We start from the raw sequence: 25,427 nt of genomic DNA, 5'->3' as shown, positions 1-25,427 counted from the left end.
GCAAAATGAAGATAAAGGCTGCGTATACGCAGCCTTTTTTGTAGGGAATCGTTATAAAATACCTAGAGTAGTTACGGGTATGTTTTTTAATGGAACAATAATTTAAACGCGCACCACTGAGTTGTCTTCTATGCTCACAGGTGAGGGAATATAAGCATCTGCTTCCCAATCGTTTTCCCATTTTTCACCATCAATGAGATAGCGAAACTGGTACTCGTGATCCTTCTCTAAATCCACCGTTAACGTGAAGTCTCCACTTTTCAGTTTCTTCATCGTTAGTGGCTGTGATTTCCAGTCAGTAAAGTCACCACACAACGCTGCTTCTTTGGCGTCTTGCGCCGCTTCCGCATTTAGTCGAAATGTCACTTTGCACAGAGGTTTTGATTTAAGGTATTGTTTCTTAAGACTCATAATGTGTTTTCCCTTCAACGTAGCGAAATCATTCCCGAGGCTACTTCGCATTAAAGACTAAGCTCAAATAACAACCGCCGGTTAACTCATAACCAATGAGTGATTAAATAATCAACGAAAATCTGATAATTATCAATCTTACTTTGTATTCTTTTGATAATTTTTTATATTAGGGCGGCTGATTTTTATGTGTATTTTAAAAACAATTAACAGACACAAAATTTAACAATCTTAAGTGGGCACAATAACCACAAATCAGTACACTAGTGTTGAAACAATAATAATAGATTTTCGTGGGTTATCAGGTGGTATGTGAAAGTGCAATACATCGTTGCGTCCGTTTCACTCGCGTGGATTTCCTTCGTTCCTAGGGATAGTAAATGAAAAACTCCATCTTGATGAAAAGTGGCATTCCACTAATCATAGTTTTGGTCGCGTTTATCGCCGCGACAGTCATGATCAAATCACGTAAGCCACCAGAGCAAGTACCCGTGGAAATTCCAGCTTTTTTGGTTGAAGCGAAAGAAGCAACAGCAGAGGCCGTGAGCTTTATCGTAAAATCTCAGGGTAACGTTGTTCCACGAAATAAAACTGCGTTAAGTGCGCAGGTCAGTGGCCAAGTAGTGAGTTTGTCTGATGTATTTATAGCTGGCGGTACATTCAAAAAAGGGGATGTGCTGGCAACACTTGAACAAGATGATTATCGCACGGATCTTAAGCTTGCAGAGGCTGAATTAGCTCAAGCGCAAGCAGCGCTTCAAGAAGAAATAGCTCGCGGCAAAGTAGCAGAGCAAGAATGGCGATCGGTGAGTAGCGTTGCACCGCCTGAGTTGGGTTTACGTAAGCCGCAACTGGCAAAAGAACAAGCAAACGTTAAAGCTGCAGAAGCCAAACTAGAGCGTGCAAAACGCAACTTGGCAAGAACGCAAATTACAGCCCCTTATAATGGCATTGTGGTTGAACGTAATATTGACCTGGGTCAGTTTGTATCAATGGGCGCAGTACTTGGTACAGTGTACTCCACCGATACTGCAGAAGTCAGGCTGCCTATTACTGACAGCGATTTAATGTTTATCAATATTGCAGGACAGTCCAATGACGGCGCTCCGGTTTCGTTAACGGCCTCTGTGGGCGGTGTGAAACGTACTTGGGAAGGTAAACTGGTGCGTTCAGAAGGTATTTTAGATACAGGCAGCCGAGTAGTATATGCCATTGTGGAAGTACAAGATCCTTACAATCTGAAATCTTCACACAATGCCCCCCTTCGTTTTGGTCAGTTTGTAGAAGCAGAAATCACATCTCGTCAGAATGAAGAATTGGTGGTGTTGCCTCGTAGCATTTTACGTTTAGACAATACCGTACTGACTGTTAACGATAATCGTGAGATTGAAATAAAGCCTGTTGAGGTTGCGCGTACAACCGCTAAAGAAGTGTTTATTCGTTCTGGCATTGAGCATGGAAGCCTGGTAGTGAGAAGTGCCGTACCAAACCCGTATAATGGCATGAAGGTTCGTCTACCAGGTGATGAGCCAGTGCTATCTGATGCCGCTGAATCGGATGCTAGCGAAGATAACGATAAAGTAGAGAGCACGTCCACCGAAGGTGAAAGCGAATGAGCCGTATTGATACCAATAAAGGGCTTATTGCCTGGTTCGCGCGTAACAGCGTAGCTGCAAACCTTCTGATGTGGTTGCTTGTAGTTGGCGGATTATTTGGTGCCTTCAGTATTCAGAAGCAAGTATTTCCCAATTTCGAGATAGACGTTATTAATGTTCGCGTACCGTATTTGGGGGCAGCACCACAAGAAGTAGAAGAGGGCGTACTGCTTAAAATTGAAGAGTCAATTAAAGACTTAGAGGGTATTAAGCAGCTTAATTCCACAGCCGTTGAAGGTATGGGTACGGTAAGTATTCAGGTGGAAGAAGACTATGATGTTCAATCTTTACTTGATGAAGTAAAAGTACAAGTTGACGCTATTCCGAGCTTCCCCGCAGACACTGAAAAGCCCGTTATTTACCGTCAAAAAATACAACAAGACGTAATTTGGCTCTCGGTTTACGGTGACGCGTCTGAACGGGAGTTAAAAGAGTTTGCCAAAGATTTGCGCGACGACATTGCTAACCTACCTGGTATTTCAAGTGTTCAAGTTGTTGGGGCAAGGGACTATGAGATTTCCGTTGAGCTTTCGGAAGTCGATTTGCAAAAATACAACCTTACATTCGCCGATGTCGTTGCGCGTTTAAGTCAAACCAGCGTCGACTTACCTGGCGGCTCAATTCGCACTGAAAATGGCGATATTCTGCTTAGAACGAAAGGGCAAGCCTATACAGGATGGGATTTCTCGCAGATTGTATTAGTAACAAACGGTAACGGCACGCGTGTGACATTAGGCGATGTGGCGTATATCAACGATGGTTTTATTGAAAATAACCAATATGCACTATTCGACGATAAGCCCGCTGTTAGTTTGCGAGTGCGTGCGGTAGGTGATCAAAACGCATTAGAAATCTCTGAGCAAGTTAATACCTATATTGAGAGTCAGAAATCGGAATTTCCGGCGCATATTACAGCTGATACCTGGGGCGACAGTTCGTTTTACTTAGCTGACCGACTCAACATGATGCTGGAAAACATGTTCTTCGGCGCGCTTCTGGTATTCTTGGTACTTTCTTTATTTTTAAAAATTAAGCTCGCGTTTTGGGTTATTGTGGGCTTGCCGGTTTGTTTTCTTGGCACCTTGTTAGTTATGCCGCTAGATATGGTTGGTGTGTCTATCAACATGCTTAGCCTGTTCGCGTTTATTCTTGTGCTGGGTATTGTGGTTGACGACGCCATTATCATGGGGGAATCGGCGTATTCTGAAATAGACAAAAAAGGCCATAGCGCTGAAAACGTGATAGCGGGCGTCAAAAAGGTCGCTATGCCAGCAACATTTGGCGTGTTGACAACCATTGCCGCATTCTCGCCCATGCTGATGGTATCTGGGCCGTTTGGAATTATTTGGAAAACCATCGGTATGGTGGTTATCGTATGCCTTATTTTCTCGCTCATTGAGTCCAAACTAATATTGCCGGCTCACTTGGTACACATGAAGCTTAAGCCTTACGATCCTGAAAAGGCGAATAGATTTCAAAAGTTCCGAGATTTCTTCAGCGAAGGTATTAAGACGTTTATAAACAATAAATACGCGCCATTTTTGGCTACAGCTGTACGAAATCGCTACACCACGGTTGCTGTGTTTATGGCTATGCTGATCCTCACAGTAGGCCTGTTCGGTGGTGGTATTGTACGTTTTGTATTTTTCCCGAATATTCCTAGCGATTTTATGATTGCAAGTTTCGAGCTTGAGCCAGGCTCATCGCTTGAACAGCGTGATAATGTACTGACTACGCTTCGCGAGGCCATGCACCGCATGGACGACAAAGTAGCTGAAGAGTCGGGTGAAAACGTTATAAAGCACGCCATTGCCTTTGATAACGGCAATCTTGGGGGCGAGATTTTCGCAGAGCTCACCAAAGGTGAAACGCGAACGCTGACAGACTTTGAAATTCAAGACATGTGGCGTCAAGAGTTACCAGAAATCCCAGGTGTTAAGTCGTTTAATATTAGCTCTCCGGGTGGCCCAGGTGGTGGTTCAGACCTGAGCTTTGAATTTAGCTCAAGCGATATTAAGGCCCTTCGTTCGATAAGTGATGAACTTAAAGAAGCGTTGGATAAATACGAAGGTGTTACCGACATTAACGACACCTTCTCAGGCGGAAGCGAAGAAATTCAACTCGCGCTGAAACCTCAGGCTGATGCGCTAGGTATTTCTTTGCGTGATTTAGGTCAGCAGGTTCGCTTTGGTTTCTATGGTGCGGAAGTACAGCGTATCCAGCGTGACGATGAAGAAATCAAAGTGATGGTGCGTTATCCGAAAACGGAACGTAGCTCTATAGAGCATCTTGAAAACATGCGTATCCGCGCGCCAAATGGGCAAGAAATTCCGTTTGAGCAGGTGGCGACATTTACAGTTGGTCAGGGCTTTGATTCAATTATTCGTGTCGATGGTAAACGCTCGGTAACCGTAACTGGTGCAGTGGATAAAGCGTTGCTTGACCCGTCAGAAGTAACCAATGATGTGATTGAAAATCTGATGCCGGATCTATTAGCGCGGTATCCCAAGGTGGACTTCCAGCTTCAAGGTAACTCGAAAGAGCAGGCTGACGCTATGATCAGCCTAATGCAGGGGCTTCTATTTGCACTCTTTGCCATTTATACCTTGCTTGCTATTCCACTTAAATCGTACAGCCAGCCTTTCATCATTATGTCGGTTATACCTTTTGGTATCGTAGGCGCCATTGTGGGGCACTTGGTATTAGGTATGGCGGTAAGCGTACTTTCTATCTGCGGTATAATTGCGTTGTCTGGGGTTGTAGTTAACGACAGCTTGATCATGGTGGATTTCGTTAACCGTGCGCGCAAAGAAGGCATGTCGCTAATGGATGCTGCTATTAGCGCAGGTACTCAGCGTTTCAGAGCAATTATCCTCACGTCACTAACAACGTTTATGGGGCTTATGCCAATTGTTTTTGAGCGCAGTTTACAGGCTCAAGTTGTGATCCCAATGGCTATTTCATTGGCCTTCGGTATTTTGTTCGCCACGGTGATCACCTTGCTGCTTGTCCCAGCGCTGTACCTTATTTTAAATGACCTTAAAAGCGTGTTTAAAGGTCGAAAACATACGTAAGTTACGACAGAAAGCTAAATAGAAAATGCCGGTTGAAACCGGCATTTTTCGTTTAAGGAATAAAAATGAAGAAAAATCTAATATACGCTGCCATAGTAGCGGCATCAGCAGGTTTAACCTTGGCGTGTACAAGCTCGTATACCGAATCTACTAGTTCAGTGCAAGGTGAATCACAAAGCGGCGGCATGCCAAAAGTGTCTGACTATCCAGAAACCAAAACTGTGACTCAGCAAGACAACTATCATGGCACTGTAGTGAGCGACCCATACCGCTGGCTAGAAGAAGAAAAGAGCGAAGAGGTAAGTGCTTGGGTTGAGTCTCAAAACACCCTTGCTCGTCCTTATCTGGCTGAATTGCCCTCTAGAGAAAGATACAAAGAACGTCTAACAGCGCTGTGGGACTACGAAAAATATTCAACGCCTTATATGGTAAACGGCAAGCTGTTTTATTCTTATAACGACGGCTTGCAAAACCAGTATGTACTTTACATGGCTGACGGCGTTAACGGTGAGCCTGAAGTACTGATTGACCCAAATACATTGAGTGAAGATGGCACAGTGTCTATGGCGTCAACTGAACTAAGCCCTAAAGCCTCGTTCTTGGCCTACATGCTTTCTGACGGTGGTACAGACTGGAAAACTATTCACGTTCGTGACACCAGTAAGAAGTCGGATTTAACTGACACTATTAAAGGCATTAAGTTTTCAAATATCGCGTGGTTGCCCGATGAAAGCGGCTTTTTCTATTCACGTTACCCCCAAAATGAAGCTGGTAAGTATGATGATAGCCAAACCGTATCTATCTATTTTCACGCAATAGGTACAGCGCAAAGTGAAGACAAAAAGGTTTTTGCGTTTGACAATAAACCTACATGGAACCCTTATCCTTCGGTTGTTCAAGATGGCAAAACACTGCTCATTTCTGTGTTCGAGGGATATCAGGCGAATGGTGTTTATGCTAAATCGCTGGTAAATGATGACAGTGAGCTCGTTTCGGTTTTCGACAAATGGGATGGCCGTTACGACCTAATTGGCGAGCATGACGACGAGTTATTTTTCACATCTACAGCAAATGCCCCTACAGGTAAGGTTATTAAGGTTGATTTCGATGGTGGCGTTAAAGCAACGGAAACCGTAATTGAAAGTACATCTGATACCTTGTCGAGCGTTTCACTATTGGGTGAAAAACTTTTTGCTCAGTATCTAAGAGATGTAAAAGGGCAGGTAAGTGTATTTGATTTAAACGGCGAGAAAATAGATGAAATTGCGTTTACTGATATTGGAAGTGTAAGCGGGTTTTACGGAAGCAAAAATGCCGATACAACGTTCTATAAACTTACGGGATTCACAAATCCTGGCCAAGTATTTGCGTACGACGTAAAAAGCGGCGAGTCATCATTATTTAAATCCATCGATACCGGTGTTAATTATGATGATTACGAAACAAAGCAAATTTTTTACACCAGTAAAGATGGAACAAAAGTTCCCATGTTTATCGTGCATAAAAAAGGCTTGAAGTTAGATGGAAATAATAAAACGTTACTGTACGGGTATGGTGGTTTTAATATTTCACTGCTGCCCCGCTATTCAGTATCGCGCATGGTATGGGTAGAGCAGGGCAATGTACTGGCCATAGCTAACTTACGTGGTGGTGGTGAGTATGGGCAACAGTGGCACAAGGCTGGGACTAAGTTAGATAAGCAAAACGTATTTGATGACTTTATCGCAGCGGGCGAGTATTTGGTTGAAAGTGGCTACACCACGCCTGAGAAAATGGGTATTCAAGGTGGGTCGAATGGCGGTTTGCTTGTTGGTGCGACCTTAACACAGCGCCCGGATCTCTTTTCTGCAGCCTTACCTGCAGTTGGCGTGTTAGATATGCTTCGCTATCACACACCTAGTGCAAATGCGCGAGCATGGTCCTCTGATTATGGGTTAAGTGAAAACAAAGACGAATTTGAAGCGCTTTATGCTTATTCGCCACTTCACAACACCAAGCCGGGCACGTGCTACCCGGCTACATTAGTCACTACAGGTGATCACGACGACCGTGTTGTGCCGTGGCACAGCTATAAATTTGCAGCCCAACTACAGGCTGACCAAAGCTGCGATAACCCAATTCTACTTCGTGTTGAAACTCGAGCTGGTCACGGTGCGGGTACGCCAACATGGATGCAAATAGAGGGGTATGCTGACCAGTGGGCATTCCTAGAATCAGCCCTCAATTAAGCTTTTTGACAACGACTAAACAGGAGCCGCTTGAATAAGCGGCTTTTTTGTTTGCATTTTAAACAAATAACCATATACTGTATAAATATCAGTATGGTTTATTTTGAGTCTCATCTTGGTTCGCTGATTAGCGCAACATTTAGGAGATAGTTATGCAAACAGGTATTAAAGCGGTCGACCAGCTTATTTTAAAACATGGCATAATGGCTGATTTAGGTTCAGATACGTTTCAGCGCCGTAGTCGCTTAACTGGTGGCGATGAGCGTGCAAATGCACTGCCTTTCTGTATGTATCAAAAAGTGGCACATGCCCCTTTGTCTCATCAATTCACGGTGCATCACTTTTATATGCCGGGTAGTAAAGGGAAGCTGGCGAGCTTTCTGTTTAATGAAAAAGGGCAGTTGATCGAGCAGGTCTACTATCAGAAAGTAGCGCGATGGGTGAAGGTGTGTAGGAAATTACAGCAGCTTGTGCAAATGCCTACATCTGATATTCATATGGCGGCGTAACAGATAAAAAAAGCGGTAACGTTTCTCAACGTCACCGCTTTTCTACTAAATAGATAGGTAGCTACAATGGAAGAGAGTAGCTACTTAACTTTTCTTAGTAATATGTGTACTTAAACTCAACACCCCAAATACGAGGTTCGTTTACAATACCCGTTAAGTTTGCAAAGTCGATTGCACCTTTAACGTTGTCTTCGTCTGTTATGTTACGACCGAATAGCGCTACCGTGTAGTTGTGCGCAAAGTTCTCATAACCAATGCGTAGACCGCCTTCGAAATTGTCGTCTGTAGTAAACTCAACCGCTTCATATAGGAAGATGTTGGTTTCACCTTGGAACGCCCAATCAGTAAACACGAAGAACTCACCGTCATCACCCATAGGGATAGTGTAACGTGCAGTGAAGTTAAAGATTGATTCAGGTGCTTGCGGGAAAGGGTTTCCGTCAATGATTGCATTGAATCCATCTGGGCGCTCATCAGTTACTGTACAGTAGCCAGTGAAGCCATCAGATGCGCTTGTACCACAAGGTGCAACCGTTAGAGAATCATCTTTGATTTCAGTGTGGTTGTAGCTGTAGCCAGCAGTAAAGGTAAGTTCGTCAGTCGCTAGCCATTGAGCGTCTACTTCAAAACCATAAGCTTCACCTTCGTCAGCATTCACTAGCGCAGTAAAGTTGTTACCACCACCAATGGCCGAGAACTGCATGTCATCAACGGTATAGTAGAACGCAGCAGCGTTTAGACGTAGCGTGTCGTCGAATAGGTCTGACTTAATACCCACTTCAAAAGAGTTGATCGTTTCTGCGTCTGCAACTGAAGGTGCACCTTCAAATGCAACGTCACGACCTTGGATAGTTTGCGCTCTGAAACCATTAGCATAGCGAGCAAAAACAGACATGTCGTCAGTTACACGGTAGTTTGCACTTAGTTCAAAGCTTGTTTGACCGTCATCTACATTAATATCGTCATAATCTTGAACAGATGCAATACCTAGAACAACGGCAAACCCGTCAACGTTTTGTTCGCCAACAACAAGAGATTTCTTGTCGTGAGTGTAGCGGATACCACCAGTAACGTTTAGCTTGTCGTTAACTTGGTAAGATGACTGACCGAATACCGCCCATGTTTGGTTTTCATGGAATACCGTAGTCGCACCAAAGAAACCGTCGATGCTGGTTACGTTGAACGATGCATCGTAATAGAAAGCACCTACTTGCCAGTTCATTGGGTCGCTGGTGTTGCTCGCTAAACGAAATTCTTGCGTGTACTGCTCTAGATCGTCAAGGTTATCTTGAGTTACAAAGTTTTGTGAAGCAATTGCATCGCCGTCGATGTCGCCAAGGCTAGAACCTTCAGCGGTTTCAATTGCAGAGATTGAAGTAAAGGTTACATCGTCCATGTCGTATTCTAGTTTAAGTGATGCACCTAAACCTTCGTAAGACTGTGGGTTGTTATCTGTACCGTTACCTTCTAGATCGCCGTCGTAGCTTACTGTTTCGCGGTCGTAGCTATCGTTAAGGTCATTGCTGCCTTTATTAAAAACGTTTCCACGGAAAATTGAAGCAGTACCGTCTAAGTCGCGGCCGTGTACGTTGAGAAGTGCAGAGAAGTCCGCTGATGGCTCCCAAAGAAGCTGTAAGCGCCATGCTTTTTCGTCGAAGCCGCCTAATGCGTCGTTTTGACCTGTTGCTGCGTTGTCGATGTAATCATCACGCTCTTGTGACAATACCGAAAGACGGGCAGAAAGTTCGTCAGTAAGACCGCCGCTAATAGCGCCTTCGAAGTTCATTGTACCGTATGAACCGAAGCCTGCTTTCGCGTAACCTTCAACGTCTTGGGTTGGTTTTACTGTATCAAATTTAATGATACCAGCAGTGGTGTTACGACCAAATAGTGTACCTTGTGGACCACGAAGTACTTCAACTTGCTGAACGTCGAAAAGCGGGAAGCTTTTAAGTACCACGTTTTCCATTACCACTTCGTCCATGATAATAGAAACAGGTTGTGATGCAGCAAGGTCGAAGTCGGTGTTACCTAGACCACGAATATAAAAACGCGGGGCAACACGACCATTTGATGACTCAGCATAAAGGCCAGGTACGCGAACCGCTAGAGCAAGAATATCTTCACCGCCAGAGAATAGGCTTTCGAATTTCTCACCGCTTAGTGTCGCAACAGAAATAGGTACTTCCTGAATTGACTGAGTACGCTTTTGCGCAGTAACGGTAATCTGTTCAAGTGAGGCTTCTTTTTTTTCTGTCGTCGCGGCCTCTTGTGCAAGAACTGAAGAGCTGAACGCAGCACTAACGGCTAACGCTAGTGTGGCGATTTTGTGTGTTCTCATGTTTCCACCAAGATGATTTTAAATTTATACTTTTGTAGTGTTTTTAGCACAAAAAATAACAATCTATGCTTGGCGCTGCATTTTACACAAACTTTTACATAAAAACTTCAAATTTGTGCAAACCAAGGCGTTTTTCATCGAAAATGCACAATATTAGTTAGATTGAATATAACTAAAAAGCCTGTGTGCACAGGCATGGAACATCAAATTTGATAGAGAGGTATTTTTTGGTGCAAGTAGTCTACTAACCATCTAAATCAAATTAGCCTCGCTTGAATTTCGCTCTGTATTGAGAAGGTGATAAACCAGTCGTTTTTTTAAATAGTCGAGTAAAAGAGCTAAGGTCTTCATAGCCTACAGCGCTAATCACGCTCTCTAAGGGCATACTAGACGTTTCTAAGAGCTTTCTCGCGTGCTCAATGCGCAGCGACTGTAAATACTGACCTGGTGTAATATCACACGCGTTTTTAAATCGGCGTATAAGTGTGCGTTCGGTCATATTATGCCGTAGTGCTAATTCGTTAAGCGTGCATTTATTTTGTACGTTCTTTTCCAGAAAAGACTGTACCGCTTTAATGTCCTTGTCTGAGTGAAATCGTCGCTGACGACTGCTGGCATAAATAGTTTGGCTTGTTCTGGACACATCCAAAACGTGGGATTTTGCCGTATCGCTCGCAATCTGATGACCACAGTAGCGTTCTATCAATAAGATAGATAAATCAATCCACGCCATGCCGCCGCCTGCACAAAACACCGTATCGTCTTCAGTAACCATTTTCTCAGGTTGTAAGTTTACTGTAGGGTACATGGCCTTAAATTTATCTGCATATCCCCAATGAGTAGTGGCAATTTTATTGTCCAATAATTCGGATTGGGCCAAAAGGAAAGTACCGGTGCAATTGGCGGCAATGTCGGCCCCCATTTTCTGCAGACGCCTTATGTGTACAAGCAGAGGCGCTGTGCTTTCTAGCACTTCATCAATACCGCCACCAATGGTGGGAATTAACAAGACATCAGTGTGTGAGACTTCTTCGATGGCGATATTGGGCTGTAGAACAACTTGATTAGAGCAAAGAATAGGCTGCCCATGGTGACTGGCCAACTGTACTTTGAACTGTGGTTTGGTTGGTAAGTTGTGTATTCGCTGCCAACTAATACCTGCGAAAGCAAATACATCGAGGGCTCCTGTAATGGCAGATGCCAAGGCTTGGTTAAAGCCGAGTACGGTAACGGTGAACTTCGTGTCATTCATAAAAATAATTCGAGTTATAAAATAAGATAAAACTCAGTGATTGTTGGCGCGATTGACCATTATTGTGTCATTAATGACAATGATGGCACGATAACGAATATGACACAATGTGTTAACAAGTTTTCGTAGAGGACAGGACACCATGGCCGACCAACTTATTCCCCGCCGTGAAATGCAATTTCAGCTGTACGAAGTATTAAACACCGCAGCCTTATGTGAAAAAGCTCGCTTCGAAGAGCACAATGTAGAAACCTTCAACGCTGTTATTGATATGGCCGAGAAGATGGCAGAAGAGTTATTTCTTCCTCATAATGCCGTTGCTGATAAAAACGAGCCTACATTCGATGGCACTAAAGTCTCTATGATTGACGACGTAAAAGTGGCCTTCGATACTTATAGAGAATCGGGCTTTATCGCGGGTCACTTCGATTTTGAAGATGGCGGTATGCAGCTTCCTGTTACCGTTATGAATGCCTGTGCGGGCTACTTCTTGGCGGCTAACCCATCGTCAACTGCTTATCCTTTCTTAACTGCAGCGGCCGCCAATGTCATTAAGCATTTTGCCTCTGAGGATATCAAAAGTGCGTTTCTATCAAAAATGTTAGCGGGTGACTTCACTGGAACCATGGCGCTTACCGAGCCCCATGCCGGTTCGTCACTTGCAGATATTCGTACATCAGCAAGGCCGCAAGATGATGGTACGTATCGAATCAAAGGCAGCAAGATTTATATCTCAGGTGGTGAGCATGAGCTTTCCGACAACATCGTACATTTGGTGTTGGCGAAAATTCCAGGTGGTCCAGCTGGTGTAAAAGGTATTTCCTTATTTGCTGTCCCTAAATACCGCCTAGACTCTGAGGGCAATCCAGATGTGCGCAACGACGTTACCCTTGCTGGCCTTATCCATAAAATGGGCTACCGAGGTACAACTTCAACCGCACTAACCTTTGGCGAAAATGGTGACTGCCACGGCTACCTTATTGGCGAGCCGCACCAGGGTTTGCGCTACATGTTCATGATGATGAACGAAGCACGTATTGGCGTGGGCTATGGTGCTGCCATGATAGGGTATCGCGGGTACCGTTACTCACTAGAATACGCAAAAGATCGTACCCAAGGTCGCGCTGCGCCTAATCTTGCGCCAGAAGACGAGCCTACACCTATTATCAATCACGGTGACGTGCGACGTATGTTGCTAGCGCAAAAGGCCTACTGTGAAGGCGGTATGTCCCTCTGCTTGTACGGCAGCATGCTCATCGATGAGATGGAGACAGAAACTGACAGCGAAAAGCGCACCGAGCTTTCTCAGCTTTTAGATCTTTTAACACCCGTGTTCAAAGCATGGCCTTCGGAATTTGGCCCTAAAGCCAACGATTTGGCTATTCAAATACTAGGTGGTGCGGGCTACACCCGTGAATATCCTGTTGAGCAGTGCTGGCGCGATAACCGCTTAAACCCAATTCACGAGGGCACGAATGGTATTCAGGCGTTAGATCTGCTGGGAAGAAAGTTATGGCAGCACGACGGTAAAGGTCTTCAGGTGCTGCTTTCTCGTGTAACAGGCGATATGAAGCGCGCAGAAACGCCAAGAGCACAGGCGCTAGCTGCAAAATTAAAACCATACTTAGACCAGCTTGGCGGTTTAATACAACAAGCTGCGGCCGATCTGCGCTCTGATAAACAGCCTGTTTTACTAACTAACGCGAGCTGCTTTTTAAATATCTTTTCAAGTTGTGTGGTGAGCTGGATTTGGCTGCGCCAGGCAAATGTTGCCGAACAAGCACTCGCTAATGGTGCTGGCGAGCAAGACGTTGACTTTTATGAAGGTAAGTTATCAGCAGCTGAATACTTCTTAAATTGGGAGTTACCGCTAGTCAGTCGCGATATTGAGGTGCTTTCTTCACGCGAGGCGACGTGTAACAACGTAAAAGCGAGTTATTTTTAATCGTTCAAATCAAGAAGCATGCGCAGTGACCAAAATTAACGGCGTTGCGCTTGTTCACTAAATTGGAGTACAGCTAATGAATGTAGCTGCAAATGTTGAAAGTAAACATGTTCTTATTACTGGTGGAGGCTCGGGGATCGGCGCTGCATCGGCTCGCGTATTGAGTGCGCGTGGTGCAACAGTCGGTATTGCCGACTTAAACGAAGGTAATGCCAAAACATTGGCTGAAGAAATTGTTGCTGCAGGTGGCAAAGCCTATGCGGTGTCAGTGGATGTTACCGAACCGGCTCAGGTCAAAGCGATGTTCGACACGGCGCTTTCTCATAACGACAAGATTGACGTAATTATTAATAACGCGGGTATCGACCATTTTCCAGCTCCGCTAACTGAAGTCGATGACGCCATGTTTATGAAGAATATTCAGGTCAACTTAGCTGGCGTGTGGTATTGCATGAAAAACGCCCTCAAGCATATGACGACGACAGGCGGTGGTCACATCATCAATATTGCCTCTGTAGCTGGATTGCGGTCTGCGCCTATGATTAGTGCTTACAGCGCTTCAAAACATGGGGTAGTGGGGCTTACTAAATCGGCGGCAGTGGAATACGCAAGGGCGAACATACGCATTAACGCTGTTTGTCCAAGCTTTGTAGATACTCCTATGGTGCAAGGCGTTTTATCAAAATTGGATGAAAAAGGCCAAAAAGGGCTTATTGGCGCAAATCCAATGAAGCGTTTGGGTAAACCAGAAGAGATTGCTAATGCCATTGCTTGGTTGTGTAGTGATGAGTCGTCATTCATGACGGGTCAGTCCGTAGTACTCGACGGTGGTATGTTGGCCTAGAGCAGGCACCGCAACAAGCGTTAATAATAGAAATTAAGCACAAAGCACTTTATCAGCAAGAATTAAGGATATGACAATGAAGAACCTTTTTGATTTAACAGGAAAAGTGGCACTGGTTACAGGTGCAAGTCGCGGTATCGGTGAGTCTATTGCCCGTTTGCTTGCCCAGTATGGCGCGCATGTAATTGTATCAAGCCGCAAAATTGACGGCTGTGAAGCCGTTGCTTCTTCAATTCGTGACGCAGGTGGTAAGGCGACAGCGCTAGCGTGTCATGTGGGTGAAATGGAGCAAATTACAGAAGCCTTTAACGTCATTAAGCGCGATTTTGGAAAACTGGATATTCTAGTAAACAACGCGGCAGCCAATCCTTACTTTGGGCATATCTTAGATACTGATCTTGGCGCCTACAATAAAACTGTAGACGTCAATATTCGTGGCTACTTCTTCATGTCGATTGAAGCTGGAAAAATGATGAAAGAGCAGGGTGGTGGCGTCATTCTCAACACGGCATCGGTAAATGGTATAACACCGGGCGACATGCAGGGTATTTACTCTATTACGAAAGCTGCGGTCATCAGCATGACTAAGTCATTTGCGAAAGAGTGCGGTAGCTTGAACATTCGCGTAAACGCATTATTGCCAGGTTTAACCGATACTAAATTTGCGTCGGCGTTAACAACTAACGAGCAAATCTTGAAGCACGCGCTTAAAGTTATTCCACTAGGCCGTGTCGCTGACCCAGATGAAATGGCGGGCACGGTATTGTATTTAGTATCAGACGCTTCAACCTACACGACTGGCACGACAGTGGTGGTAGATGGTGGTATGCTAGCGTAATTAGATACAGTTACGAGATACGACCATGCATATATGGGTTGACGCCGACGCGTGCCCTGCAGTGATCAAAGACATTCTTTTTAAGGCAGCCAGACGTACCAAGCTGCCTTTGTCTTTGGTGGCTAACCATTCTATGTCTGTTCCACCAGACAAGCACATAACCTTAACGCAAGTGCCGTCAGGCTTCGATGCTGCTGACGATTATATAGTAGAGAAGTGTGAAGCCGGTGATTTGGTCATTACCAATGACATTCCATTGGCCGCTGATGTACTGGCAAAAAATGCGCTAGCGTTAAATAACCGTGGTGAAGAATACGACAAGTCGTCTATTAAGCAGATACTGGGCATGCGGGATTTCATGGAAACCATGCGCTCAAGTGGCGAACACACAGGCGGACCAAAAGCCTTCTCTCAACGTGACAAACAAAACTTCGCCAACGCACTAGACCGACTCCTCACCCAAGGCCTCCGCAACCTCAAATAAAATAATGGGGTCAGAGTACATTAATTTGGGGGTCAGAGTACTTTAAATACTGAAAAAAGTACTCTGACCCCCATTGGGTTTTAGCAATCTCCACCACCGCCATCACTGCTACAAGATGAGCTTGAGCTACTGCTTGGTGTGTATATCGTTGAGGCGCCATCGCTTTGAGAGCCTGGCGTACCGCCGCGAGTCTTGGAAATAAACGTAATTAGGAACATCAACGCACATAGCGAAATAATAGCGATAGATGCTTTCCATTCACCGGTTATAGCTCCGCTATAACACGAGTACGCAGCCACGGCTAAACTAACAAGCCTTATTAGTAACCTCATAACTATCTCCTTTTTACCGGAAGGCATTAGGGAGAAAATGTACTCTGCCCCCATTTTGCCACTTTTTTGGGGGCAGAAAAGTACTCTGACCCCATTATTTGGTGGTTATTTAACGATGGTCATCTCTTCGATGAGGTTTGTTGCACCGTCAACGTATTCCATTACCCATAACATGTAGCGGCTATCTACATGGATGGTACGGGTTGTTTTCGGATCAAAATCCCAATCAGAATTAACGCTCTCGAACGTACCGTCAAACAACAGACCGATAAGCTCTGCTTTTGCGTTAAGCGTTGCTGAGCCTGAGTTACCGCCGGTTGAATCTAAATCGGTAAGGAAGTTCACCGGCACGCTGTTAATAGCTTCTAACTTGTAAGGTCCATATTTCTTGTCCTCAATAAGCGTAAGCTGCTTTTTAGGAGAGTCGAAAGGTGTCTCGCCCGTGTCTTTTTCGGTAATACCTTCAAGACGAGTAAACGGCTCGTAAATTAGGCCGTCTTTTGGCGAGCCGCCCATTACGTTACCGTAAGTGACGCGCAGCGTACTGTTTGCATCTGGATAAGCAAGGCTGCCCAAAGATTTTTGCCACTCAATAATGGCACTCATGTATTTAGGGCGAAGCGCGGCAGCTTTACCGCTTAGCGTTTTGCTCTTATCTTCAATAGCCATCTCGGTATCGAACAGGGCAACCGCAAGTTTAATGAACGGGTCGTTGCTATTTTCGAAATCAGCGCGGCTTGCAGTTAACCATTTCAAACGTTCTTCAGTGTTAGTCAATGAAGTCTTGTCGTAAAACGCCTTTAACTTCTTCTGAAGTGTTTTTCCGTCAGTATCACTATCAATGCCTACTGCTTTATCGAACGCGGCTACTCGGTTTTCTTCAGGCTGTTCAAGGTACATACTAATCATTTTTTGCCAAACGGCCTGATCAACGGCCGGATCAAAGCGACGCTCAATGCGCTCTACGCCTTCTTTCAGGCGAATTTGATCGCGGTCCTGAAATCCAGATTCACGTTCTGCGTCCGGCTTTTCTTTTTCGATGGCATTGCGATACAGGGTTTGAGCTGACGACAAGAGTTGTGCACGACTTAGGTTGTTGTACCAGAAGTTTTGCTTGTTCATTTGCATTTGTTCAGCACTAACCGCATCAAGATCGGCTAGTGCTTGCTTCATTTCACTCTTACCGTTTTTATCAAGCCATGCAGCTAGTTGCTCTTCACGCTCAGCGCGACGTGGAACAAGTCCAACGCGTTTAGCTCCAGAAAGCTGGCCTAACGTATTTTTGTGGAAGTTGTTAAGACCCGCTAACAATGCTTCGTATTTGATACGCGCATCGCTGCCTTCTTCAGATGCACTTTCGATAGTCTTGATCCACGCGTCTACCAGTTCAAGGTAAGTGGGATATAACCAATCAAACGTGTACGACACTTGTGATAAACGCGCATAGCGATTAGTAGAGCCAGGGTAGCCAGCTGCCATAACAAAGTCGCCGTCTTCAAGTCCAGCTGCCGAAACTTTTAAGAAATGCTCAGGTTTAAACGGCACGTTCTCTTCACTGTAATCAGCGGGTTTACCGTCTTTACCCACATAAGCACGGTAAAAAGAGAAGTCGCCCGTATGACGAGGCCACATCCAGTTATCTACATCACCACCGTATTTACCAATTGAATCAGCAGGCGCGTAGGCAATGCGCACGTCACGAATTTCCATTTGCTTAATTAGCTTATACTCAAGGCCTTGGAAAAACGAAGGCACAGAGCAGCGGAAGCCCGCTTCAGACTCACATTCTGCAATTAATGCTTTGCGGTTCGCTTCAATGAGGTCGTAGCGCTCGCGTCCTTGAATGTCATCGCTGATACCGCCAATTACGTTGTCGGTTACATCAGAAAAATCGACCGTAACGAACATGCGTGTACCCGGCGCGGCCGGCAGTTCTTCACCAATTTCTTTTGCTAGGAAACCATCTTTTAAATAGTTGTTTTCTGGGGTGCTGTTATATTGAACAGAGCCGCGCGCACAGTGGTGATTAGTAACGGCCAAGCCTTTGTCAGAGACAAACGATGCTGAACAGCCACCTAATGAAACAATCGCGCCCATAGGAAACGCGGTTAGGTCGTTAATACTACTAGCAGGGATTGCTAAGCCTGTTTCTTTTAAATCGCCGGCAATTGAAGGGAGTTGTTCTGGCGTGAACATGCCTTCCTTAGCATTTACTTGCATTGCACTGCCAAGTAGCGCGGCAGAAAGACAAAATACACTTACTTTAGACATGGGTGATCCTTGTTCTTGTCGTTAATCTCATTGTTATAAGTCAGTCGTAATAAATACCAAGTTAACGTGTACGTCAACATTGTTACAGTGTAACGATTATATCCGGCTTGCCCTACTAAAAGGCGTATAGCGCACTGCGTGAATTTGTTAAAAAGTGTGACTAACCGCTACTGACAGCGTGGTTGGGGCGTTCATCGCAGAAATAGGAAGACGGGTAATTTGAAGGCAATAAAAAAGGCAGGGTGTGAACCCTGCCTTTCGAATCTTAAGAATCAATAGTTCGTACTTAAAGCACTGATACCAATGCTTTAGCAAGTGTTTCTACGTTTTCTTGGTTGATGCCCGCAATGTTCACGCGGCTAGAATCAACAAAATACACACTGTGCTTTTCACGCACTTCGCGCACTTGCTCTGGAGTAATACACAAGAACGAGAACATACCTTTTTGGTCGTTTACGAAGCTAAAGTCTTTAGGCGAGCCATTATCGTGAAGGTTTTGAACTAGCATTGCACGGAGTGATTTCATGCGATCGCGCATTTCGTTCACTTCAGATACCCACTCGTTGTTAAGGGCTTCGTCAGCTAGGATAATGTCTACCAACGCGCCGCCGTAGCTCGGTGGCATAGAGTAGATGCCACGTGCGATTGACTGAATTTGACCCTGAGCAATTTTACGGGTTGCTGAATCTTCAGTAATGATGGCAGCCAAACCAACACGTTCGCGATAAAGGCCAAAGTTCTTGGAGCAAGAAGCTGCAACGATAACCTCTGGTAGGTTTTCTACCAACAAACGCATGCCGTACGCGTCTTCTTCTAAACCTTCACCAAAACCTAGGTAAGCCACATCGATGAAAGGCAGGAATTCTCGCTCTTTCGCTACTTCTAGTACTTCATCCCATTGTGCATTAGTAAGATCAGCACCTGTAGGGTTGTGACAGCAACCGTGTAGAAGAACGATATCGCCTTTTTCAGTTTTGCGAAGGGTTTCCATCATAGCGTCAAAGCGAATGCTTGCTGACGCTTTATCGAAGTACGGGTAGGTTTCGATTTTAAGACCCGCAGAGCCGATAAGTGGAATGTGGTTCGCCCATGTTGGGTCGCTTACCCATACTTTAGCGTTGTCGTTACAACGGGCAAGTAGTTCTGAAAGAATACGCAATGCACCGCAACCACCTGGAGCTTGAACCGCTGCAACGCGGTCTGCTAATAGAACGGGGCTAGTCTTACCTAATAGCAAAGACAACATACCGTCGATAAAACCTTGGTTGCCCTGAGGCGTGATGTAGGTTTTGCTAGTTTCGGTATCTAAAAGCACTTTTTGCGCTTTTGCGACACTTGAAAGAATAGGGGTATTACCTTGCTCATCTTTATATACGCCAACACCTAAATCGATTTTGTTTGGGTTGGTGTCTTCACGAAAAGCAGCTGACAGGCCAAGAATTGGATCTGGGGCGAGATGGGGTAATACTTCAAACACGATATGTCCTCACGTTACGTTGGTATGCAAAAGATAGCAGGCTGGCATTATGCCACCGATGGTAGAAAAAACGACCCCTAAAGGTTGAAAATATTTCAATTAGTCGAGGAAAGAAAACGTAAACGAAAGTTTCATTTCAAAAACACCCTAAATTGAAAAAGAAAAAGCGCGGGTTTCTTGTACTTCGCCTTTGTCTGAAAAGCGTCGTTCTTTCCAGGTCAGCGTATTGTTTTTATCTACTAATAGCAGTGTAGAGGTACGCGTTCCGTATTTTTCGGATTGAATAAAAATGGAAGACAACGCCTTTTCCCACTCATAGCCTACGCCCGTGTCGGGTAACAAGGCATCGTCAGCTTTATTGTCGTAACGTAAAATATCAAATAAGTCTTCATCATTAATGATGTTTTGTTTGGTGACATAATTGTTCAATGCGGTAACGCCCTGCGTGACTTTTGGCCAAGGTGTGGCAATATCCGCGTTAGACAAACCGTAGACACCAGTGTCGATAATGTGGGTCGAATTGTTTACGTTGTTGTAAACCTTAAGCGAATTTATATCTCCGAATAACAGGTTGTAGCCGTTGTATCGGTGGCGCGTTTTTTCTAGCGTTGCCAAGTATTGTGATTGTGCAACAGACTTCATTTCGACTGAGTCGTGCTTCAGCCAGTTGGCGACTAATTCACCTCGCGATACCGCATTTTTATTGATGTTGTGTGGGTCCCTTACATTAGTAAGTGCCGCCACATATCCGTTACGCGTAACACCCATCCAGGTTCCATTAGCTTCTAAGTCTTGTCCGGCGAGCAAATGCGGGTGGCTTTTCCAGAATGAAGACGGCGCGGTTGGTCGTGCGTAAAACTCATCCCGATTCGCAGCGATGATAAGCGGGTAGTCATCTCGCATATTGTTTGCGATAAATAAAATACACATAGCTATATTAAGCCCATATTCTCTAAGAATTCAAAACGCTGCATTGTTAACAATTGCGTTACAAACCCATTTTGATTACTCTTCGCCAAACTGCGCACACTCCAACGGTTTACTCTGCTAATTAATATGAGGGTACAATATGGAAAGTAAAGCGCTTTTCGTTACGGCATTCCACTTCGAAGCCTCAGAAAATAAATTAGCAAATAGATAACCTAAGTGTAGTAAGCAGAGCATAATAATAATGACAGAAACCTCACACCCTCAAACCCACTCTCAACGGGCCAATAGTGTCAACGTTGGAGAGCATGTCCCTCGCAAGTGGCCCAACTGGTTGTCGTCGTTCGCAGCTTGGGTGCTGACAAAAAGGGGCTGGCGTGTAGAAGGTGAACTAATCAATCAGAAAAAAGCCATTTTAGCGGTAGCACCGCATACATCGAACTGGGACTTCTTTATTGGCTTGTTCGTGGTTTTTTCCTTTAAGCTAAACATTAATTTTTTCGGAAAGCACACCATCTTTGCGCCCCCTTTGGGCGCTATTGTTAAAAGGCTAGGCGGCATTCCTATAGAGAGAAGTAAAGCGCATGGGGTGGTCACGTCTATTGCAAATAAGATAAAGGAAGCCGATCAATTAATACTCGCGTTAGCGCCAGAGGGTACACGGAGCCCCATTTATCCATGGAAAACAGGCTTTATGCACATTGCACGAGAAGCCGAAATTCCTATACAAGTCATTGGGTTGGACTACACCAGAAAAATGATCGTGTTGGGGCCAATTATTCAGAAAGTGACTAACATAGATGAACAAATGCAAACTATTTATACGTTTTATGATAATGTTTGCGCAAAATATCCTAAAAACTGCATTACAAAGCCATAATCATTTCTATTGAAGTGGTAAGTACGCAACCGTATCAACTCAGAGTACTGGTGCGCACTCGGCTCGGTCGCAAACATCTATTTTCGGAGCTTCACCCGTGACAAAATTGGGATTCACAACCCGTCAGGTTCATTCTGATCGCATGCTAAATACGCCTGAACATGGTGGTGTTCACAGCAGCACGTCTAATTCAGTTCTTTTCGAGTTTAAAGATGCGCAGGGCATCATCGATGCGTTTCAAGGTAAACGAGCTGCTCATGTTTATTCTCGTTCATCGTCACCTTCTGTGGCGGCATTGCAAAATATGCTTAATGATCTGGAAGGCGGTGTAGGTACTTTGTGTTACTCAACCGGAATGGCGGCGATAAGCAGCTCGTTATTTGCTTTACTCAAAGCCGGCGACCATTTAATTGTAAGCCAATACCTATTTGGTAATACGCGAAGCTTTTTTGAAACCATTAAAGATTTTGGTGTGCAGGTTACCTACACAGATGTGACCGACATTCAGCAAGTCAAAGAAGCTTACCAGCCAAACACAAAAGGCGTTTACACCGAAACCGTAGCTAACCCTGTGACACAGGTGGCCGACCTTCACGCCATTGGTCAATTCTGTGAAGAGAAGCACATGCTGTTTATGGTTGATAACACCATGACGCCACCCCCTGTTTTTTACGCTAAAGATGTTAAAGCGTCGTTAGTGTTTTGCTCGCTGACAAAATACATTGCAGGTCACGGTAACGTTTTAGGTGGTGCTGTCATTGATACGGGTAACTATGACTGGACTAAGTTTAGTAATCTAAAACCAGCTTATCAGGTTGCAGATACTGCACAGTGGGGCATTACGCAAATTAAAAAGAAAGGTTTACGCGATTTAGGCGCTACATTGGCACCGCAATCAGCGACGGCCATTGCCCTAGGCATGGAAACCTTAGATTTACGTTTATCACGAAGTCAGCATAATGCTATGCAGTTGGCGACGTTCCTAGATAATCACCCCAAGGTATCTAAAGTCTTTTATCCAGGTCTTGCCGACCACCCTCAGCATTTCATGGCACGGGAATACCTAAACGACGGCTATGGCGCAATTTTGAGTTTTGACCTTATCGACGGTGCTGATCCAGTGGCGTTTTTAAACGAAATGAAGTTAGTTATTTGCGCCACGCACTTAGGGGATAATCGCACCTTAGCGCTACCAGTTGCGCCTACTATTTATTTTGAGAACACGGCAGACGAGCGTGAGTTAATGGGTATTTCCGATACCATGCTGCGTATTTCGGTAGGTATTGAAGACACTCAGGATCTGATTGCAGATTTCGACACGGCGCTAAATACCATATAGATAAAATCTTCTTGTCGAGAAACACAAAAAAGGGGCGTTTGCCCCTTTTTTTATTTTAGATTAATTGGGTCTCAATATAATTGAAACACAATGGGTTCAGCTATTTTTGACTAGTCAAAACCTAGCGTAATTTGTCCACGAATTTCTCCGCTTGGGAATGCATCTGAGTGGAAGTTAGTGTAAAGACCTCCGTCTGCCATAACATTCATTTGCTCAGTGGTTAATGTAGTATTAGCTGGCACAGACCACATACCGCTGGTACCGGCAGTAAGTCCAATTAGAACGTCTCCATTTACGCCCATTTCACCCTCGTGAATGTGAGCCATGTTTGCTGTCATACCGGTAATGGTTACGCTGCCTGACAGTGCACCTGTAGATGTATTCAAAGTAAATGCACCAGCGCCGCTTGCTGTCGTAGTTACTGCAGGCACTTCTTGTAGGCCGTTGGCAATGATGCCGTACACTTCAATATTATCAGGTGTGATTTGGCCGCGAATTTCACCACCAGTATTAGCTGCTGTATGCACATTCACATAATGACCACCTGCCAGTAGTTGCGTAGCTGTAGCTTCATCTAGTGCTATGCTTCCGTCTGTCATCCAAACGCCAGCGGTGCTTTCACTTTCCACAAGTCCTACAAGCACGTCACCATTTTCACCAGCAAACCCAGTATGAATGTGCGCCATAGTCGCATTTTCAATAGTGGTTACCGCCACAAGAGAAACGTTGTTGTTTGTGGTGTCGAAGAGCGCATAGCCAGACCCCATTGCCATGGTGTCAACTGCTGGTACCTCTTGGCTGCCGCTTAGTGAGAATGTTACTACCGCAGTTGTATCGGGAACAATCTGACCACGCACTTCGCCATTAGGGTTAGCGGTAGTGTGAACATTTAAATACCACTCACCGCTAGTTAGCGCGTCTAAATTGCTAGGTGAAATATTAGTTTCAGCGAGAACATAAGTTCCATTACCAGCATCTGTCAGTGGGAAAGCAACCGGCCCATTCATACCAATGCCGCCATCGTGTACGTGTACACCAGTAACATCCGTTAAGCCTGATACGTCAACACTTACGCTAAACGCCGGTAAGTCTTCGTCAATTTCGACCACTGCAGTTGCCATAGACATAGTAGTTACGGCAGGCACTTCTTGTGACCCACTTAAGTTTACATTGTAAGTCATGTCAGCATTAAAAGCTGGTGGAGGTGGTGCTAGGCCATCAAGCAACGCCAATTGAGGTAAATCACCTTCCATCGCGCCATCTAGTGCGATAGCAGTGTAAATCTCACCATTCTCAAGCGTTAAAACGCCGGTTTCTATCGCTACTGTTTTGGTACCTGTTGGTGTAACCGTAACTACGTAGTCACCTTCTGCAAGACTTACGTAACCTGTTTCAACAAGCTCGCCAGTCTCATAGGCAATATCGGCAAATGCCGGGTCAACCGCATCAATTTCGCCATCTGCGGTTACGTAAATATCGACGTTACCCGCTGAAGGTGAAGCATGTACAATACGCACTTTCGCTTCAGTCGCTACCGAGCGGGGCATATCAACAAGCACATCAAGTTCTGGTGCAGCCAAAACGTTGTTTGCAATAGCGGTATAAGACATACCTACTTCTAGCGTCAACTCAGCATCGTCAATTGCCACAACACTGTTGTCGCTATCGGCTACAACGTCAATGAGATAGTCACCGGCTGCAACAGACAAATAGTCTGTGGTGCGCGGGAACTGTATTCCGTCCACCAATACTATTTCGTTATTTGCTACAACATCGACCGCTGGTGCGTCGCTGATACCGTGCACAACGCGGATAGCAGCACCTGCTTCTGCATCCCATATCTTGAAGCTTCCATCACCGTCCGCGGCCAGTAATGTTACTGGTGAATCGCCTGTACCTACGTTATTAGTAGCAGCGATAAGCAAATCGGCACCGTCTGCAAGGTTTACCGTACCAGAGTCGTATACAACCGTTGTCTCACCGGCCGGTGTAATACGAATTTGATAATCGCCCGCGGGTACTTGAATCAAATCTGTCGCGTCAGTAAATTCAGCAGTAACAAGCGGCTGCTCGGCAGTGATATCTGTATCTGGTGCCGTAACATAAATATCAACCATAGGAGCCATTGATGCTGCATGTACAATCTGTACTTGAGCATTACCCGCGTCAACTGCGGTTTCCATACTGGTCACTGTTAAAAGCGATAACGACTCATCGCCAACATTACCTACGGCAAAAATATCGTAGTTCATGTCAGCTTCTAAAGTAACGTCAGCTTGCAGCACTTCAGCGTTTTCACCTGGAAGAATGCCTGTAACACCAATATCGTACATGCCTGTCTCGACTTCGAAGCGAGATGAAGCAACTTGGTAATCAACGCTTTCAAGATCGTTGAGTATGGCGTCATTAGCAGTGATATTTACCATTGGTGCGTCTGATGCTGCGTGAACAACTCGAACGTTTGCGTATTCTGGGGCGGGTGTGGGCTCTTGTACGACATCGTCGTCATCCGAGCAGCCAATTAAAAACAGTGGTAATATTGAACATGCAAGGAGCGCTTTGGTCCTTCTCATATTTTGTATCCTCTTAATTGTGTTGTGGCAAACTCGGTTACGCTGAG

The 25,427-nt window shown here is 45.0% G+C and carries 18 protein-coding genes; 10 read left to right on the top strand and 8 right to left on the bottom strand.

The features are described from left to right. Positions 1-102: 102 nt before the first annotated feature. Positions 103-411 carry an isoamylase early set domain-containing protein gene (locus ACFI6L_RS15180; protein ID WP_014949733.1) on the bottom strand — a complete coding sequence of 103 codons (309 nt, stop codon included), beginning with the start codon at positions 409-411 and terminating at the stop codon, positions 103-105. Positions 412-791: 380 nt separating this feature from the next. Between ACFI6L_RS15180 and ACFI6L_RS15175 the strand changes: the two genes are divergently transcribed. From ACFI6L_RS15175 to ACFI6L_RS15160, 4 genes are all read left to right on the top strand, one after another. Further along, on the top strand, positions 792-2,027 hold the full coding sequence (locus tag ACFI6L_RS15175; RefSeq protein WP_039236077.1) for an efflux RND transporter periplasmic adaptor subunit: 1,236 nt from the start codon (positions 792-794) through the stop codon (positions 2,025-2,027). Continuing rightward, positions 2,024-5,140 carry an efflux RND transporter permease subunit gene (locus ACFI6L_RS15170; protein ID WP_462574350.1) on the top strand — a complete coding sequence of 1,039 codons (3,117 nt, stop codon included), beginning with the start codon at positions 2,024-2,026 and terminating at the stop codon, positions 5,138-5,140. Before ACFI6L_RS15175 ends, ACFI6L_RS15170 begins: the two co-directional genes overlap by 4 nt. 65 nt (positions 5,141-5,205) lie before the next feature. Then, positions 5,206-7,368, top strand: a complete 2,163-nt coding sequence (locus tag ACFI6L_RS15165; RefSeq protein ID WP_462557945.1) for a prolyl oligopeptidase family serine peptidase — start codon at positions 5,206-5,208, stop codon at positions 7,366-7,368. A gap of 152 nt (positions 7,369-7,520) precedes the next feature. Next, the gene (locus ACFI6L_RS15160; protein ID WP_014949730.1) at positions 7,521-7,877 is read left to right on the top strand and encodes a hypothetical protein; all 357 of its coding nucleotides are present in this window, start codon (positions 7,521-7,523) and stop codon (positions 7,875-7,877) included. A 94-nt stretch (positions 7,878-7,971) separates the two neighbouring features. Here ACFI6L_RS15160 and ACFI6L_RS15155 read toward each other — a convergent pair whose 3' ends face one another. Together ACFI6L_RS15155 and ACFI6L_RS15150 are read right to left on the bottom strand one after the other, a co-directional pair. Then, positions 7,972-10,218 carry a TonB-dependent receptor gene (locus ACFI6L_RS15155; RefSeq protein ID WP_014949729.1) on the bottom strand — a complete coding sequence of 749 codons (2,247 nt, stop codon included), beginning with the start codon at positions 10,216-10,218 and terminating at the stop codon, positions 7,972-7,974. 262 nt (positions 10,219-10,480) lie between these two features. Then, on the bottom strand, positions 10,481-11,470 hold the full coding sequence (locus ACFI6L_RS15150) for a GlxA family transcriptional regulator (protein WP_462574349.1): 990 nt from the start codon (positions 11,468-11,470) through the stop codon (positions 10,481-10,483). A gap of 142 nt (positions 11,471-11,612) precedes the next feature. On the opposite strand from ACFI6L_RS15150, the gene ACFI6L_RS15145 reads away from it, so the two are divergent. From ACFI6L_RS15145 to ACFI6L_RS15130, 4 genes are all read left to right on the top strand, one after another. Beyond that, positions 11,613-13,415, top strand: a complete 1,803-nt coding sequence (locus ACFI6L_RS15145) for an acyl-CoA dehydrogenase (RefSeq protein ID WP_377948536.1) — start codon at positions 11,613-11,615, stop codon at positions 13,413-13,415. A 76-nt stretch (positions 13,416-13,491) separates the two neighbouring features. Then, a complete protein-coding gene (locus tag ACFI6L_RS15140; protein WP_462574348.1) occupies positions 13,492-14,259 on the top strand; it encodes an SDR family NAD(P)-dependent oxidoreductase in 768 nt (255 codons plus the stop codon). A gap of 76 nt (positions 14,260-14,335) precedes the next feature. Continuing rightward, a complete protein-coding gene (locus ACFI6L_RS15135) occupies positions 14,336-15,097 on the top strand; it encodes an SDR family oxidoreductase (protein WP_039216437.1) in 762 nt (253 codons plus the stop codon). 25 nt (positions 15,098-15,122) lie between these two features. After that, positions 15,123-15,581: a YaiI/YqxD family protein gene (locus tag ACFI6L_RS15130; protein ID WP_014949724.1), complete on the top strand. Its 459-nt coding sequence runs from the start codon at positions 15,123-15,125 to the stop codon at positions 15,579-15,581. Between the two features lie 80 nt (positions 15,582-15,661). Here ACFI6L_RS15130 and ACFI6L_RS15125 read toward each other — a convergent pair whose 3' ends face one another. The 4 genes from ACFI6L_RS15125 to ACFI6L_RS15110 form a co-directional block, all read right to left on the bottom strand. Then, a complete protein-coding gene (locus ACFI6L_RS15125) occupies positions 15,662-15,913 on the bottom strand; it encodes a hypothetical protein (RefSeq protein ID WP_462574347.1) in 252 nt (83 codons plus the stop codon). Between the two features lie 105 nt (positions 15,914-16,018). Beyond that, positions 16,019-18,184 carry a S46 family peptidase gene (locus ACFI6L_RS15120; RefSeq protein ID WP_462557938.1) on the bottom strand — a complete coding sequence of 722 codons (2,166 nt, stop codon included), beginning with the start codon at positions 18,182-18,184 and terminating at the stop codon, positions 16,019-16,021. Between the two features lie 286 nt (positions 18,185-18,470). Continuing rightward, positions 18,471-19,661 (bottom strand): amino acid aminotransferase, encoded by a 1,191-nt coding sequence (locus ACFI6L_RS15115; protein ID WP_014949721.1) that lies wholly within the window; start codon positions 19,659-19,661, stop codon positions 18,471-18,473. Between the two features lie 147 nt (positions 19,662-19,808). Continuing rightward, entirely contained in the window at positions 19,809-20,591 is a 783-nt protein-coding gene (locus ACFI6L_RS15110; RefSeq protein ID WP_462574346.1) for an NRDE family protein, read from the bottom strand. A gap of 241 nt (positions 20,592-20,832) precedes the next feature. On the opposite strand from ACFI6L_RS15110, the gene ACFI6L_RS15105 reads away from it, so the two are divergent. Next, positions 20,833-21,468: a 1-acyl-sn-glycerol-3-phosphate acyltransferase gene (locus ACFI6L_RS15105; RefSeq protein WP_462574345.1), complete on the top strand. Its 636-nt coding sequence runs from the start codon at positions 20,833-20,835 to the stop codon at positions 21,466-21,468. A 97-nt stretch (positions 21,469-21,565) separates the two neighbouring features. Continuing rightward, positions 21,566-22,807 carry a cystathionine gamma-synthase family protein gene (locus tag ACFI6L_RS15100; protein ID WP_081106090.1) on the top strand — a complete coding sequence of 414 codons (1,242 nt, stop codon included), beginning with the start codon at positions 21,566-21,568 and terminating at the stop codon, positions 22,805-22,807. 110 nt (positions 22,808-22,917) lie between these two features. Here the strand turns inward: ACFI6L_RS15100 and ACFI6L_RS15095 are convergent, their stop codons facing one another. Then, positions 22,918-25,380: a CHRD domain-containing protein gene (locus tag ACFI6L_RS15095; RefSeq protein ID WP_462574344.1), complete on the bottom strand. Its 2,463-nt coding sequence runs from the start codon at positions 25,378-25,380 to the stop codon at positions 22,918-22,920. Positions 25,381-25,427 lie beyond the last annotated feature (47 nt).

The organism is Alteromonas sp. G4i35, from assembly GCF_054960375.1.
The sequence above is the reverse complement of the archived record's forward strand: the minus strand, read 5'-3'. Positions and strand labels throughout refer to the sequence as shown.